This window comes from Comamonas suwonensis, assembly GCF_012844455.2.
Classification (GTDB): domain Bacteria; phylum Pseudomonadota; class Gammaproteobacteria; order Burkholderiales; family Burkholderiaceae_C; genus Comamonas; species Comamonas suwonensis.
The window spans coordinates 209,033-224,511 of sequence record NZ_JABBCQ020000009.1 but is presented as its reverse complement, the minus strand read 5'-3'; the positions used below and the strand labels follow the sequence as shown (position 1 = coordinate 224,511).

The following is a 15,479-nucleotide window of genomic DNA, read 5'->3' as shown; positions in this document are numbered from 1 at the left end:
CTCCAGCTTCAAATTTAGATGCTCTTGCTACACGTGGGGAGTGGCTTCAAATAAATCATGTTCAACATGACAGAGACGTCACTCCCGAATTCTTGACATGCATGCGACATGAAGATTAGTCGTGAATCTCCTTCAGTGAACTGTTGCCTTTAGTCATTTGCTTTCCCAGGTAGCCAGATCCACACAGGTTTCGTAGCCTCGCTTAACGTTTTAATTTTTTGCGCACGGTTTTAGGTAGGTTTGACTCGACCAGAGAGAACTCAGTTTCGTTAATGCCTACATTCCTCAGTTGGCTGGTGAAGTCGTCAATGAGATCTAAGGCCCAGAGAGCCTTCAGGTAGAAGCCAAATTGCACACCAGGGTGGCCGGCCTCCATCTTTACGACAGTGTTCAAAGACATCTCAGTGCCATCGGCAAGGTGTTGCTGAGTCATCTCGCGGATACGACGGGCCATTCGTATCTTTTTACCCATGAGCAGTACGGCATCTTCTGCCTCAAGGGGGAACATCGCGGTGTCGGACGATTTTTTCATAAGCTATGTGGCTGAAATTTCCTTTAAATGGTAATGAAGCTGTATCTTTACCATTTAAAGGAAATTATAGAGTCTCAATAAAGAGAATGCCTACTTAGTACTTGTGTCCTAGTTGAAAGGGGAAATTTTGCAAAATTTTCCCTTTCACTCACGAACTTCCAGCCCACTGTGCGGATAAATCCATTGCAAATAGCAAATGGGATGACTAAAGGCATGCGCCTCTCACGTCGTTGGTAACTGTGGAGTAGTGGTCTGAGTCCTCAGTTCGAGTTGTCTTGCTTACGCAGGACAGAACTTTATTGGCATTGGCAACAGAAGCTTGGCTTTTTCTGGGACAAGACATTTGTCTCTTGGCTCATTCACGCAGTCGCCGCATCGAGGCAGCAAGAAACAGAACTTTATTGTCTGTGACCAATTTGCGCCGACCCCAGCTCGTCTCACTCATCTCCCCAGCCTACGCTAGCTGAGGACGGCATTTGTGCAACAACGCCTGCCAAGCAGGGGAGCGAGGGTGCTCAGCCTGGTCGTGAGCTGCAATAGCTTTGGCCTGCGCTTAAATGTGGAACTCCCAGCCGTTTGCAGAGGCTGTTGCTCGCCATCTAGGCTGGACCACGGTTCTTAGGACAGGCAAGCCACCTCTTGCTCTTGAAGCGGCTTGCCGAAACACTCTGTCCGACTCCAACGTGTTGACACAGTGCCAGCGCGTGGCGGAGCCTGGATGCCTTAGAACTTCCCGCGCAGAGTCACCATCACATTGCGCGGATCGCCAAAGTAGTTGGATCCGTAAGCGGCCCACACGCGCTGGTAGTAGACCTTGTCGAACAAGTTGTTGACGGTCAGCGTGGCATCCAGGTTCTTGTTAAAGCGGTAGCCGATCTGCAGTGCCGCCGTGGTGACTGGGCCCTGGGAGAATTTCACGTCACCGTTGAGGCGGTACATGCGGCTGGTGCTGCGCAGGCCTGCACCCACGCTGAAGCCTTCGAGAGCGCCTGCACCGAACTGGTAACGGGTCCACAGATTGAAATTGTGGCGTGGGGCAATGAAGGTGTAGAGCTGGGCCTTTTCATCCGGCGTGCCTTCCAGCGTCTTGGTCTGGGTATAGGCATAGCCCACAGACAGATTCCATCCCGGCGCAATGCGGCCATTGACCTCAGCTTCCACGCCCTGGCTGCGCATTTTGCCGGAGGCGACGGAGAACAGCGGATTGGCGGGGTCGGTCATCGCGCGGTTGGTATCTTCCATGCGGAAGATGGCGGCACGGCCGTTGAGTTGCTTGTTCAGCCACTCGCCCTTGAGGCCGGCTTCGAACTGTTGGCCGACACGCGGGCGCAGCGTATTGCCTGCGGCATCGTTGGCAGTCTGTGGCGCAAAAATGCGCGTGTAGCTGGCGTAGGCGGACAGCTGTTCGTTCAGGTCCAGTACCAGGCCGGCATAGGGCGTAAACTTGCCGCTGATGCGGGTGTTGCTCTCCGAGAACTGATTGAAATAGGCGTTGCGGTTGACGGCATGGTTGTCCCACCAGCTCATGCGTCCGCCCATGCTGAGCAGCACGCCGCTGGCCGGGCGCAGATTGGCACGTCCATAGATACCATATTGTTCTGTGCGATTGTCATTGCCGTTGGAGAACGTGTAGTTGGTCGGTTGGGGGACGTTGTTGTCCGGGTTGAAGATGTTGATGGGCGCATCGTTGCCTCCGCCGTACTGGAAATTCTTATGTACCTTGCGGTAGTCTGCTCCCACGGTCAGCTCGTTGTTGGCTGAACCGAAGGCGCTGAAGGGGGTGCTGATGAAGCCATCGAGTCCATGCGTCTTCCAGTGGCTGCGGTAGGCCCAGCTGATGAGGCAGCTGTCGCCGGTGGCAGGATCGGCGGCGCAATCCGACCAGCCAAACAGGCGCGAGGGCTCGTCTTGCTCGCGATAGGTGGCGCTGAGCTTGACCTGCCCGCCATTGTCCAGGCGGTGTTGCAGCTCGGCGAAGTATTCGGTGTTGCGCTCGGTAATGTGGTTCCAGATCGGGTCCAGATAGCTGGAGCGCGGAATGTCCAGCAGTCTGCCGTCGGGATAGGCTGGCAGTCCGAATGCTGGTCGGCCCTTGTATTCTTGGTAGCTCGCACCGGCCGTGAGCATGGTGGCTGGTGTGAGATCGGCCTCCACCACGCCGTAGACCAGGGGTTTTCTGGAGTACACATGATCCACGAAGGAGCCGTGATCCTGATAGGCCGTAACCAAGCGGCCGCGGATGCGTCCGTCTTTGCTCAGCGGCCCGGTCATGTCGGCTTCGGCGTAGTAGCGGTTCCACGATCCGGCAGACAGCTGGGTGTTGAACTCCGCCTTTGCCTTGGGGCGTTTGCGCACCAGGTTAATCGATCCTCCCGGATCGCCGGCTCCCTGGAACAGTCCGGCGGGGCCGCGCAGCACTTCGATACGGTCGTAGATGGCCATGCCGAATCCGGTGGACAAGTCATTGCCAGTGCTTGCCGGCGTGTTCACACCGTCGATCTGCACGGTATCCACGGCGTAACCACGCAGATAGAAGTTGCCGTGGTTGCCTCCGGTACTGCCGGGCTCCACGGTCACGCCGGGCACGGTGCGCATGGCGTCATCAAGGCTCTGGATGTTCTGGTCTTCCAGCATCTGGCGCGTGACCACGGACACCGACTGCGGAATCTCGCGCAAACTTTGCGCGCTCTTGCCAATGGTGACGGTCTGCGCCGCATACGAGACCGAGTCTTCCGAAAAGGTCGAGGTTTCCGCAGGTGCGGTCACCAAGACTTCGGCCAGGCTGGGGGCCGTGGCGCTTGCGGCAGGCAGCGAGATATTGCTTTTGCGCAGCACAAAGATGCCAGGGCTGGTCTGCACCGCTTCGAGTCCCGTGCCTTGCAGCAGCTGGACGAAGCCGCTGATCACAGCGAATCTGCCGCGGAGGCCCGGTGACTGGATATCGCCCATCAAGGCTGAGCCTGCGGACAGTGTCACGCCCGATTCGCCTGCAAAACGGGATAGGGCCTGGCTTAGTGGCCCCTGGGGAATGCTGTATTCACGCAAAGCCTGTGCGCTGCTGGCGCTGGAGACAGGCTGTGCCTGAACGGTGCTGGCACCTGCCGCTCCCAGGAGCAAGATCAATGCGGCTTGCAGAGAACTATGCCGGAATCCCGCACGGGAGATGGAGGTCGCGAAAGTATGCCTAGAGATGCGCTGTGCCGGGGCCATGGAGTGGAATCCTTTTGAAGAAACGCCGATGAATTGCTTGTCTTATGGGTATGACCGGCGTCCTGACAAAAGGGGACATGGAAGGCGGAAAAAATCGGAAATTTCAGCGCGGGCCTATGGTGATCCAGTAGCTGGTGCGCTGCAGAATTTTCACGGGCAGCGATGCTGCCAGAGCCATCAGGGCCTCATCGGTATTGCGCAATTGAAAGGCACCGCTGACCGGCAAGGCCGCGACCGCTGGATCGCAGCGCACAATGCCGGGCCGGTAGCGCGAGAGCTCGGTGGCGAAGATGCCCAGCGGGGTTTTTTCTGCATACAGCACGCCGTGTGTCCAGCCGTCGGCGGCAAGGCTGGCAGGCTCGGGCAAGTCTATATGTTCAGCCGTCATACGCGTCTGGCTTCCCGCATCCAGACGCACAGCCCTGCCGCCTTTAGCAGGTTGGAGCTCTACGGCACCGTGTTGCACGGCAATCAGCGAGCGCGCTGCTGCGCCCCTGGATCTGGGGTCCATGCGCACGGTGTAGCGCGTTCCCAGTGCGCGAACCGTGCCTTCGCTGGTCTGCACCAGAAAAGGACGCTGCGCGCTATCGGTCGCCGTCTGAATCCAGACGGCGCCTGAGCGCAGAATCAGGCGTCGCTCCGACGAGGAGAAGGCCAAGTCAACAGCGCTGCCGGTATCGAGCTGAATGATGCTGCCGTCGGCCAGTTTTGTCTCGCGCCGCTCGCCGGTTGCGGTGCGCATATCGGCAGACCACTCGTTCCACGGCGCTAGGCGCCAGCTGGCGTAGCCGACGGGCCCCGCCACAATGGCTGCGGCCAGCAGCCGAGTGGCCATGCGCCGCTGTGAGCGGCTGGACTCGCGCAGTGCGGCCGCGCTCAAGGCTCCCAGCCGGTTGTCGGCGCTGATATCGGCACCAGCTCGGCCAGCACTGAGCTTGCCAAGCACCCGCTCCGCGCGTTGCCAGGCTATTTCATGGCGCGGGTCCGAGGAGCGCCAGCGCAAGAGCTCGGCTTGGTGAGTGGGAGTATTCCCCTCAGTTTGCAGCCGCACCAGCCACTCGGCCGCTTGCAGCGCCACGCAGGGATCGATTTCTGAAGCAGGGTGCGCTGAGGTCATGGACTCAAATCGCCAGAAGAATGCACTGCGCGAACGCCTGAGCCATATAGCGCTTGACGGTGCGATCCGTGACGCCCAGTTGCAGGGCCACCTGCGCATAGGTCAGGCCATCCAATTGAGACAGCAGAAAGGCCTCGCGGACCTTGGGTGGCAAGCCGTTCAGCATGGCATCGATCTGGTAGAGGGTCTCTAGAATCAGCAGCTGTTGCTCGGGGGAGGGCGCCATGGGCTGGGGCAGCTGCGCCATGGCATCCATCCAGGCCTGCTCCAGCGCCAGGCGCTGTACATGGTTGATGAGCAGGTTGCGCGCCACCGTCGTGAGATAGGCGCGCGGCTCGCGCAGCACCAGGGCCCGCTGCTCCGCCTGGGCCGACAGCAGGCGCACAAACGTGTCTTGAGCCAGGTCGGCTGCATGATCGGAGCCCCTTAGCTTGCGCCGTAGCCATCCCAGAAGCCAGGAATGGTGATCCCCATAGACCGTGGCTAAGTCGGGCGCGGCGTTGGAGAGCTGAGACAAGATACGACTGTTGTTTTATTTGAGAATGAGAATTATTGTTGATTGGTGGTGAATTTGAAATAGCTGTGGCTATAAGAGCGCCACGAATCACTGCAATCGTTGTTTTCTGGAGGTGTTTGGTATTAAGTGGTCTGCTGCCCAAGCCACTGATTGGTTGCTGTTGATATTTCTGAGAGCACTATCGAATAAGGAGCTTCTGGCGAATTTTGCCTAAGCGCTGAAGTATTTTTTATTCTCACTCTGGGTGTGCCCAGGCTTGCGCAGTCTGACAGGCTGTCGCCAGGGTTGGGCGGATGGGGCAAGGGGTTTGTATGCTGGGTGCAGATTTGACTGTGATCAAATTCCACCCCATACCAAGAAAGAAGCCCTCATGACGAATCTCCAGATCAACGGCCAGAAGCAGTCGGCCGATGTGCCCCAGGAAACCCCTTTGCTGTGGGTCTTGCGCGATGAGCTAGGCCTGTGCGGCACAAAGTTCGGTTGCGGTATGGCGCTGTGCGGTGCCTGCACCGTTCATTTGGACGGACAGCCGATTCGCTCCTGCATCACCCCGATTTCGGCGGTCGAGGGCAAGAAGGTTTCCACCATCGAAAGCATGGAGTCTGACCGCGTGGGCAAAGTGGTGCAGGCCGCATGGGTGGAGCTGGGTGTGGCTCAGTGCGGCTATTGCCAGGGCGGACAGATCATGTCTGCGGTTGGTTTGCTCAAGACCAATGGAAAGCCTACGGACAAGCAGATTGACGAGGCCATGAGCGGCAACATCTGCCGCTGCGGCACCTATCCGCGCATTCGTGCGGCCATCAAGCTGGCAGCGCAACGCCTGCAGGGAGCCAAATGATGCAAGACATCGCAACATCGCCTGAAATTTCACGCCGTATCCTGCTCCAGGGCAGTGCGGGTCTTGTCTTCAGTCTGGCGGTCACTGCGCAAGGCGTGGTCCATGCCCAAGAGGCTAAAAAATACGGTGCCGATTCCATGCCCGGCGGCACGGTCGATGACCCGCTGGTCTTTGTCAGCATTGCGGCGGATGGCTCCGTGACCATCATTGCCCACCGCGCCGAGATGGGCACCGGAGTGCGCACCAGCCTGCCCATGGTGGTGGCTGATGAGCTGGAAGCGCGATGGGACAAGGTCAGCGTGGTTCAAGCGCAGGGCATTGAATCTAAATACGGTAACCAGAACGTGGATGGCTCGCGCAGCGTGCGCCACTTCTTTGCCCCCATGCGCCGCGTGGGCGCAGCCGCACGCCAGATGCTGGAAGCCGCTGCTGCTGCCCGTTGGGGCGTTCCTGTGGCGCAGGTCAAGGCGGTACAGCACGAGGTGATTCATACCGCCACCGGCAAGCGCTTCGGTTATGGCGAGTTGGCGGCGGATGCGGCCAAGCAACCGATACCAAAGGGCGATGCGTTGCGGCTCAAAAAAGCTGCGGACTTCCGCTACATCGGCAAGGGCAAGCTGGCGGTGGTCGATCTGGCGGACATTGGCAGAGGCAAGGCCGTTTATGGACAAGACAAGCATCTGCCCGGCATGGTCTATGCCGTGGTGGCCCGACCTGCGGTGCTGGGTGCCAAGTTGCGCAGCGCTCAAAAAGACAAGGCGCTGGCCGTGCCCGGCGTGAAGGCGTTGGTGGATATTCCTGCGTACAAGGGCGCGCCCGCATTTCAGCCGCTGGGCGGCGTGGCTGTGGTGGCGCGCAATACCTGGGCAGCCACCAAGGGGCGCGAGGCGCTGGTGCTGGACTGGGACGAGGGCCCGCACGCCAGTTATGACTCGGCTGCATACCGCAAGGAGCTGGAAAAGTCAGCCAACAGCCCGGGCAAGGTTTTGCGCAGCAACGGTGATCTGGAGGCGGCTGTTAAAAATGCGGGAAACCAGGCTCTGGTCAAGGCTGATTACTACGTGCCGCACTTGGCCCATGCCTCCATGGAGCCGCCTACGGCCACTGCGCTGTTGTCGGCTGACAAAAGCCATTGTGAAATCTGGACTTCGGTGCAGGCACCGGAAGCTGCCAGAGAGCTGGTGGCTGCAGCTCTTGGCTTGAAGCTTGAGCAAGTCACGGTCAATGTGCTGCTGCTGGGCGGCGCTTTTGGCCGCAAGTCCAAACCGGACTTCGCGGTTGAGGCAGCGCTGATTGCCAAGACCATGCCGGGCACGCCCGTCAAAGTGGTGTGGACGCGTGACGATGATATTCAGCACGACTTCTATCACGCAGTGGCAGCTGATCATCTGGAGTCCGTGCTGGATGCCAAGGGCATGCCCCAGACCTGGCTGCACCGTTCGGCAGCACCCAGCATTAGCTCGTTGTTTCAGGAAGGTGCCAAGGGCCAGAGCAGCATGGAAATGGGAATGGGGGCTATCAACATGCCCTACCAAATTCCCCATGTGCGCATTGAGACTGGCGAAGTGGAGGCGCATACCCGCATTGGCTGGTTCCGTTCGGTCTACAACATTCCCCATGCATTTGCGGCGCAATGCTTTATCGCCGAGCTAGCCCATCGTGCCGGTAAAGACCACAAGCAATACGCGCTGGAGCTGATTGGCCCGCCGCGCAAACTCAATCCTGAAAAGGACTTGAGCGATAGCTGGAACTACACCGAATCGCCCACGCTATACCCTTATGACACAGGCCGTCTGCGCGCTGTGATTGAAGCGGCGACACGTGGCGCGCGTTGGGGCCGAAAACTGCCCAAGGGCCATGGACTCGGGCTGGCTTTCTGCTACAGCTTTATGAGCTATTCCGCCGTAGTGGTCGAAGCGGCAGTCGACGATAAAGGCAATGTGAAAGTGATTGCGGTGGATACCGCGCTGGACTGCGGGCCGCAGATCAACCCCGAGCGCATTCGCTCGCAGCTGGAGGGTGGCGTCATCATGGGCATGAGTTTGGCGATGAGCAGCGAAATCACCTTTGCCAAGGGGCGTGTGCAGCAAAGCAACTTCCATGACTATGAAGTGCTGCGCCATGCCGACCAGCCACAGACCATTCGCACCCATCTGGTGGGCGGCGGCATGGATGTCCCGCTGGGCGGCGTGGGCGAGCCCCCATTGCCTGCCGTGGCTCCGGCCTTGGCCAATGCCATTTTTGCCGCCACAGGCAAGCGAGTGAGATCGCTTCCGATTCGCTAGGTCACCTGATCTGCGAGGCCTAAGGGTTAGATAAAGAAAGCCGGCGGGCAAATGGCCCGGCCGGCTTTTTTCATGGATTTGGTGATCCGTGCATCAAACGATCAACGGAGATCAACCCAGTAATGCGGCCTTGATGGTTTTGACACCGCTGGCGTTGTCCCACATCCCTTCTTCCTGCGCGTCATGAATGGACTGGTTCAGCGCGGTGGCCAGTTGCTCGCGTACCTGAGCGGCATTGGAGCTGGCATCGAGAACGATGCGCAGCGCAGTGCTCAGGGTGGTGATCTGGGCGGTCAGGTTGATGGTGTTGCTGGAACTCATGAGGACAGTCCTTGAAAATACAAAACACAAGGCAGCGGGCACCCGGCTGGCGGGTCTGTCAGCTGTCAACGGCCCTCAGTTTCTCTCGGGTTGATACTGATGTTCACGTGTCAACAATGCGCAAAGATGCGCCCGCCCGGTGAAAATTAAGTATGAAAAAAGCCCCAAGCGCTTTCTCATCAAGCGCTAGCTGCTCTTGTTTTGAGAGTCATTGCTGCGCCCGGATAAAACTTAAAAGTGAGATGTGGAGATGAATTTGACCAAGGTATGCATTTTTGGCGCGGGTGCCATTGGTGGCTGGCTGGGTGTGGCGCTGGCCAAGGCTGGGTGTGAACTCAGCGCGGTGGCGCGGGGCCAGACGCTGGCCGCCTTGCAGCAAAACGGTTTGACGCTGGTGCATGGCGATGCGCGCGAGACCGTGGCCGTCAATGCCCAGCCAGACCCTGCCGCACTGGGTGTGCAGGATGTGGTGGTGATTGCTGTCAAAGCCCCGGCCATGCCGGATGTGGCGCGCCAGATTGCTCCGCTGATCGGCCCGCAGACACTGGTGCTGACAGCCATGAATGGCGTGCCATGGTGGTTTCTGGCCGGCGGGGTGGACGCCAGTCTGCGCGGCTTGCAGCTCAAGACCGTGGACCCGCAGGGTGAGATAGCGCAGGCCATTCCCACGACGCAGGTGATTGGCTCAGTCGTGCATGCCAGCTGCTCGCTGGATGCGCCCGGCGTGGTACGCCGCCATTTTGGCAACAGCATCATCGTGGGCGAGCCCATGGCGCTGCCTGGCGACGAACCTACGCCGCGCCTGCTGGCGCTGGCCGGGCTGTTAGGCGGGGGAGGGCTGGAGGTCAAGGTCTCCAGCAACATCCAGCGCGACGCTTGGTACAAGCTCTGGGGCAATATGACCATGAACCCCGTCAGTGCCATCACTGGTGCGACGACGGACAGGATTCTGGGCGATGAGCTGGTGCGCAACTTCATCACCGCCGTGATGCTTGAGGCCAAAGAGGTTGGTGCCCGCATCGGCCTGCCGATCAGCGATTCGCCGCAGGACCGCCATCAGGTCACGCTCAAGCTGGGTGGCTTCAAGACCTCCATGCTGCAGGATGTGGAAGGCGGCAAGCCGGTGGAGCTGGATGCACTGGTCGGCGCGGTGCGCGAGATGGGCGTCATGTGCGGTATTGCCACGCCGTTTACCGATGCACTGCTGGGGCTGACCCGACTGCGTGCGCAGCAGCTGGGTTTGTATCCGTTGTAACGCTTGGCGGGTCGGAATGCTCTTGGGCCTAGACTAGGCTGCATGAGCACCCTATCTACCAAGACCGCGTCTTCACCCGAAAGCCATTGGGCCACGCTCTGCGTGGTGACCACCACCGTGGGCCATTCTGGCGAGGCCGAAGACATGGCGCGCGCACTGGTGGCGGCCAAGGCGGCGGCCTGTGTGCAGACCGAGCGCATTACTTCGTACTACGAATGGGATGGGGTGCTGCAGTCATCGCCAGAGTGGCGACTGGTCTGCAAGACCCTGCCCGAGGCCTTGCAGCGGCTGACCAAGTTGATGCGCGACCAGCACAGCTACGAAGTGCCGCAAATTACGATGCGTACCGAGCGCTGCCTGAGCGACTACGCCAAGTGGCTCAAGCAGCAGGTACAGGCCTGAACCCTAGATACCTATAAAAAAGGAGCGCCTTGTGCGCTCCCTTCATGGGTTTTAGTGTTGAATCGCTTTGAAACCCACAAGGATAAGGGCTTCAAGCTATCAATGGCTTGCAGATCAGGACAGCAGAGCCTGCGAGAACTCGCGGGCGCTGAAGGTTTCCAGGTCTTCGATTTTCTCGCCCACACCGATGAAGTAGACGGGAATAGGGCGCTCCTGCGCAATCGCGGCCAGCACGCCGCCCTTGGCGGTGCCGTCCAGCTTGGTCACGATCAGGCCGGTCAGCTGCAGCGCATCGTCAAAGGCGCGCACCTGAGCCAGAGCGTTCTGGCCGGTGTTGCCGTCAATGACCAGCAGCACTTCGTGCGGCGCAGTGCCGTCGGCCTTGTTGACCACGCGCTTGATCTTGCGCAGCTCTTCCATCAGGTGCAGCTGCGTGGGCAGGCGACCGGCGGTATCGACCAGTACCACATCTTTTTTGCGCGCCTTGCCGGCGGAAACGGCATCAAAACTCACGGCGGCGGGGTCGCCCCCTTCCTGGCTGATGATTTCCACGGTGTTGCGGTTGGCCCATACGCCCAACTGCTCACGCGCCGCAGCGCGGAAGGTGTCGGCGGCGGCCAGCAGCACAGTCTGGTCGCTGTCGGCCAGGTGCTTGGTCAGCTTGCCAATCGAGGTGGTCTTGCCCGCGCCGTTGACGCCGGCCACCATGACCACGGTGGGCTGGTGCTCACCAATGGTCAGCTGCTTCTCAAGGGGCTTGAGCAGGTCGGTCAGGGCATCGGCCAGCAGCGCCTTGACGGCGGCGGGCTCGGTGGTCTTGGTGTCCTTGACGCGGCGCTTCAAGTCTTCCAGCAGGTGCTGGGTGGCTTTGACACCGGTGTCTGCCATCAGCAGCGCATCTTCAAGCTCTTCATAAAGTGCGTCGTTGATCTGCGTGCCAGTAAAGACGGTGGCGATGCTGGAGCCGGTCTTGCGCAGGCCGGCCTTCAGGCGCTCCATCCAGCTTTGGCGGGAGTTATCCGCTTGCGGCTTTGCGGTAGGCTCGGGGGCTGCTACAAAATCCTGAGTGGCTGGGACTACTTCGGTATGCTTGTCAGCGCCGCCACCAAAGGGCTTGCGCCACCACGAGGCGTTGGCGCTCTCGGCAGGCACCGCAGGCGTATCCTTTGGGATGGGCTTGGACTCGATAACAGGAGCGGGCGCAGCAACTGCCGGGGCAGCTGGCGTGGGCTCCACCGCATTGGGCGGGCTGGGCTTTTTCTTGAAAAAACTGAACATTGGCTGGTTTTTAGAATCGCATCATTCTATGAAACATGTACTCGCACTCCCTGCACTGGGCTTAATGGCCTGTTTGAGCGCTGGGGCAGCTTTGGCTGCACCGGGCGCATCGTTGAAACCTGTGCCTGCCGCGACCGCTGAAGCCGCACCGCTGGTGCAGCAGTTCACGCTGAAAAACGGCATGCAGCTGATTGTGCAGCCAGACCGCCGCGCGCCGACTGCGGTGCACATGGTCTGGGTGCGCGTGGGCTCCATGGACGAGGTCGATGGCACCACGGGCGTGGCCCATGCGCTGGAGCACATGATGTTCAAGGGCTCCAAAACCGTCAAGCCGGGCGATTTCTCGCGCCGCGTGGCGGCACTGGGCGGTCAGGAGAACGCTTTTACCTGGCGCGACTACACCGGCTATTACCAGCAGATTCCGTCCAACCGCCTTGAAGAGGTGATGAAGCTGGAGTCTGACCGCTTTGCCAACAACCTGTGGCCTGATTCTGAGTTCAAGAAGGAAATCGAGGTCATCAAGGAAGAGCGCCGCATGCGCACCGATGACCAGCCGCGTGCCATGCTCATGGAGCAGTTGATGGCAGCCACCTTCATGGCCTCGCCCTATCGCCGCCCCGTGGTGGGCTGGATGAGCGATCTGGATTCCATGACTCCCGCCGATGTCCGCGACTTCCACAAGCGCTGGTATGTGCCGGCCAATGCGGCCGTGGTTGTCGTGGGTGATGTGAACGTGAACCAAGTGCGCGCCTGGGCCGAGAAATACTACGGCAGCACTCCTGCCCGTGCTGTGCCGCAGCGCAAGCCGCAGACCGAACCCACGCAGATCGGTGTGCGCCGCATCGAGGTCAAGCAGCCCGCAGAGCAGGCCTTTATCGCCATGGCTTACCGCGCCCCCAGCTTGAAGAGCGTGGAAAAGATGGGAGTGGAGGACAGAGAGGCGCTGGCGCTGCTGGTGCTGTCTGCCGTGCTGGATGGTTATGACGGCGCGCGCCTGGAGCGCGCACTGGTGCAGGGCGAAGGCCAGGCCAATGGCCGCGTGGCCGATAGTGCTGGCAGCTCGGCGAACATTATGGGCCGCGGCCCCAGCCTGTTCATGCTGACGGGCGTGCCCGCCAAGGGCAAGTCTGTGGCGGATGTGGAAGCCGCGCTGCGTGCCCAGATCAAGAAGGTGGCCGACGAGGGCGTGCAAGAGGACGAACTCAAGCGCGTCAAGATTCAGTGGATGGCCTCCAACGTCTATGAGCGTGATTCGGTCATGGGTCAGGCCCAGAACCTGGGCAGTTACTGGATTCAGGGCATGCCGCTGGATGCCGAAGACAAGCTGCTGGCGGAGTTGCAAAAAGTGACTTCGGACGAGGTCAAGGCCGTGGCGGCCAAGTATTTTGGCGACGACCAGCTCACCATTGGCACCCTGAATCCCCAGCCCCTGCCTGCAGGTGGCAAGCCCCAGCGCCCCATGTCGGGCAAGGCGGACATGGGTAATTCACTGCACTAAGCACAGCGGAGTAATACATGAAAACTATGAAAAAGATAGCTGCTGGCGCTTTGGTTGTAAGCGCTGGAATGGGTTTTTTGACTCAGTCTGCCTGGGCGCTGTTGCCGATTGAACACTGGACCCAGCCCAGCGGTGCGCAAGTCTGGCTGGTGCAAAGTCCTGGCATTCCCATGGTGGATGTGCAGATGGACTTTGATGCTGGCAGCCGCCGCGACCCGCAAGGACAGGCGGGTCTGGCCGCTGCCGTGGCCATGATGGCATCCAAGGGCATCAAGGCGGCTGGCGATGCGCCTGCGCTGGATGAAAATGCGCTGGGTCAGGCCTGGGCCGATCTTGGGGCCAGCTTTGGTGCGAGTGCCGGTCGCGACAGCTTTACCTTTGGTCTGCGCACCTTGACCGTGCCCAATCTGCAGCAAAAGGCCGTGGCCCTGGCTGCACGGCAGATGGCTGCGCCCAGCTGGCCCGATGCCGTGTGGCAGCGCGACCGCGAACGCTGGAGCGCATCGATCAAGGAATCCGATACACGCCCCGGCACCATTGCCTCCAAGGCCTTTCGCAAGGATGTGTTCGGCAACTCGCCCTATGGTTACCAGACCACGGTCGACAGCCTGAGCAAGATCGATGTCTCGGCCATGCAAGCCTTTCACAAAGAGCTGATCAAGGCCTGTCGTGCCAAGGTCAGCGTGGTGGGGGCGGTCAGCCGCGAGCAGGCCGATGCCATGGTCAAGCAGTTGCTGGGCCCACTGCAAGCGACCAATGGAAATGACTGTGCGCCTTTGCCTGCAGTCGCCAAGGTGCAGGATTTGAAGGAGGCCAAGGTGGAGAGCATTCCATTTGAGTCTGCTCAGGCCCAGGTGCTGATCGGCCAGCCCGGCATCGCACGCAACAACCCGGACTTTTTGGCGGTGATGGTCGGCAACCATATTCTGGGCGGCGGCGGTTTCACCTCGCGCCTGATGGAAGAGGTGCGTGAAAAGCGTGGCCTAACCTATGGTGTCTCCAGTGACTTCTCTCCCGGTCTTGATCGCGGTGCGTTTGTGATCAGCCTGCAGACCCGTCCAGACCAAGCGGCCGAGGCACTCAAGGTTTCGCAGGATGTGCTGCGTAAATTCATCGCAGAAGGCCCGACAGAGAAAGAGTTGAAGGCAGCCAAGGATAATCTGGTCGGCGGCTTCGCGCTGCGCATCGACAGCAACCGCAAGCTGCTGGGCAATGTCTCGAACATTGCCTGGAACGGCTTGCCACTTGATTATCTGGAGCACTGGACGGACCGCGTTCAGGCGCTCACCACCAAAGACGTGAAGGACGCCATGCAGCGCATGGTGCAACCAGAGCGTATGGTGACTATTACCCTCGGAGCTAAGCCATGAGCCGCAGCGCCATCAAACTACACACCCCCGCAGGCCGCAAGGCACTGGACAAGATGATTAACGAGGCCGAGCGCAAGGCCCAGGAGCTGGCCGCGACCCAGCCCGGCCGCCCCGGCGCAGCCAAAGGTGCCGCGTCGACTGGCAAGAGTACGGGGGCGGGAGAAATTCGCATCGTCGGCGGCCAGTGGCGCCGCACGCGCCTGACCGTGGCGCAAAAGCCCGGTTTGCGCCCCACACCTGACCGCGTGCGCGAGACGCTGTTCAACTGGCTGGGTCAGGATCTGACCAACTGGAAATGTCTGGATGCCTTTGCTGGCACGGGCGCTCTGGGTTTTGAAGCCGCTTCGCGCGGTGCCACCAGTGTCATCATGAACGAGCAAGACCCGGCGCTGGTGCAGCAGCTGCAGCGTCTGCAGCAAAAGCTCGACGCCAAGATGGTGCGCGTGCAGCGTGGCGATGGCCTGAGCTGCCTGAAGACGGCTGCTGGCCAAGACCTGATCTTGCTTGACCCGCCATTTGAGAGCGTTGACCTGTTCGAGCCCTCCGTCAAGGCGGCCATGGCTGCGCTGAATGACGGCGGCTTCATCTATCTGGAAGCGCCCGAGGCCTGGTCTGAAGAGCGCTTGCTGGAGATGGGGCTGGAGCTGTACCGTTATCTGAAAGCGGGTGCTGTGCACGCCCACCTGCTCAAAAAGCAATAAAAGTCAAAGCATTCATTTGCTATTGATATAAGAGCTGTTAGCGCTGATAAGTAAGGCGCTAGCAGCTTTTTTTATGCAAAAACAGCGCACTTTGAGGCTGCATGCATAATGCTTTTGTGCTGCACTGCAGCAGCATATAAATCCATAAAAAGCCG

Annotated in this window: 13 protein-coding genes; 7 read left to right on the top strand and 6 right to left on the bottom strand. The window is 60.0% G+C overall.

What is annotated here, in order from left to right; all coding sequences use genetic code 11:
* Positions 1 to 202: 202 nt before the first annotated feature.
* From HF327_RS12470 to HF327_RS12455, 4 genes are all read right to left on the bottom strand, one after another.
* On the bottom strand, positions 203 to 532 hold the full coding sequence (locus HF327_RS12470; protein WP_169108523.1) for a helix-turn-helix domain-containing protein: 330 nt from the start codon (positions 530 to 532) through the stop codon (positions 203 to 205).
* A 723-nt stretch (positions 533 to 1,255) separates the two neighbouring features.
* Complete coding sequence (locus HF327_RS12465; RefSeq protein ID WP_169108522.1) at positions 1,256 to 3,742, bottom strand: TonB-dependent siderophore receptor; 2,487 nt, start codon at positions 3,740 to 3,742, stop codon at positions 1,256 to 1,258.
* A gap of 103 nt (positions 3,743 to 3,845) precedes the next feature.
* Entirely contained in the window at positions 3,846 to 4,859 is a 1,014-nt protein-coding gene (locus tag HF327_RS12460; RefSeq protein WP_169108521.1) for a FecR domain-containing protein, read from the bottom strand.
* A 4-nt stretch (positions 4,860 to 4,863) separates the two neighbouring features.
* On the bottom strand, positions 4,864 to 5,379 hold the full coding sequence (locus tag HF327_RS12455) for a sigma-70 family RNA polymerase sigma factor (RefSeq protein ID WP_169108540.1): 516 nt from the start codon (positions 5,377 to 5,379) through the stop codon (positions 4,864 to 4,866).
* A gap of 367 nt (positions 5,380 to 5,746) precedes the next feature.
* On the opposite strand from HF327_RS12455, the gene HF327_RS12450 reads away from it, so the two are divergent.
* On the top strand, positions 5,747 to 6,214 hold the full coding sequence (locus HF327_RS12450) for a (2Fe-2S)-binding protein (RefSeq protein ID WP_169108520.1): 468 nt from the start codon (positions 5,747 to 5,749) through the stop codon (positions 6,212 to 6,214).
* The gene (locus HF327_RS12445; protein WP_169108519.1) at positions 6,214 to 8,499 is read left to right on the top strand and encodes a xanthine dehydrogenase family protein molybdopterin-binding subunit; all 2,286 of its coding nucleotides are present in this window, start codon (positions 6,214 to 6,216) and stop codon (positions 8,497 to 8,499) included. The genes HF327_RS12450 and HF327_RS12445 overlap by 1 nt, the downstream gene beginning before the upstream one ends.
* Positions 8,500 to 8,610: 111 nt before the next feature.
* Here the strand turns inward: HF327_RS12445 and HF327_RS12440 are convergent, their stop codons facing one another.
* Positions 8,611 to 8,820 carry a hypothetical protein gene (locus tag HF327_RS12440; RefSeq protein WP_169108518.1) on the bottom strand — a complete coding sequence of 70 codons (210 nt, stop codon included), beginning with the start codon at positions 8,818 to 8,820 and terminating at the stop codon, positions 8,611 to 8,613.
* A gap of 250 nt (positions 8,821 to 9,070) precedes the next feature.
* On the opposite strand from HF327_RS12440, the gene HF327_RS12435 reads away from it, so the two are divergent.
* On the top strand, positions 9,071 to 10,075 hold the full coding sequence (locus tag HF327_RS12435) for a 2-dehydropantoate 2-reductase (RefSeq protein WP_169108517.1): 1,005 nt from the start codon (positions 9,071 to 9,073) through the stop codon (positions 10,073 to 10,075).
* A gap of 42 nt (positions 10,076 to 10,117) precedes the next feature.
* The gene (gene cutA, locus HF327_RS12430) at positions 10,118 to 10,477 is read left to right on the top strand and encodes a divalent-cation tolerance protein CutA (RefSeq protein WP_169108516.1); all 360 of its coding nucleotides are present in this window, start codon (positions 10,118 to 10,120) and stop codon (positions 10,475 to 10,477) included.
* Positions 10,478 to 10,591: 114 nt separating this feature from the next.
* Here cutA and ftsY read toward each other — a convergent pair whose 3' ends face one another.
* Positions 10,592 to 11,755 (bottom strand): signal recognition particle-docking protein FtsY, encoded by a 1,164-nt coding sequence (gene ftsY / locus HF327_RS12425; protein ID WP_169108515.1) that lies wholly within the window; start codon positions 11,753 to 11,755, stop codon positions 10,592 to 10,594.
* A gap of 28 nt (positions 11,756 to 11,783) precedes the next feature.
* Between ftsY and HF327_RS12420 the strand changes: the two genes are divergently transcribed.
* From HF327_RS12420 to rsmD, 3 genes are read left to right on the top strand one after another with little or no spacing between them, the layout of a single operon-like run.
* On the top strand, positions 11,784 to 13,253 hold the full coding sequence (locus HF327_RS12420) for a M16 family metallopeptidase (RefSeq protein ID WP_407927040.1): 1,470 nt from the start codon (positions 11,784 to 11,786) through the stop codon (positions 13,251 to 13,253).
* 17 nt (positions 13,254 to 13,270) lie between these two features.
* On the top strand, positions 13,271 to 14,623 hold the full coding sequence (locus HF327_RS12415; RefSeq protein ID WP_169108514.1) for a M16 family metallopeptidase: 1,353 nt from the start codon (positions 13,271 to 13,273) through the stop codon (positions 14,621 to 14,623).
* Positions 14,620 to 15,324, top strand: coding sequence for a 16S rRNA (guanine(966)-N(2))-methyltransferase RsmD (gene rsmD / locus HF327_RS12410; protein ID WP_169108513.1), 705 nt, complete (start codon positions 14,620 to 14,622; stop codon positions 15,322 to 15,324). Before HF327_RS12415 ends, rsmD begins: the two co-directional genes overlap by 4 nt.
* Positions 15,325 to 15,479 lie beyond the last annotated feature (155 nt).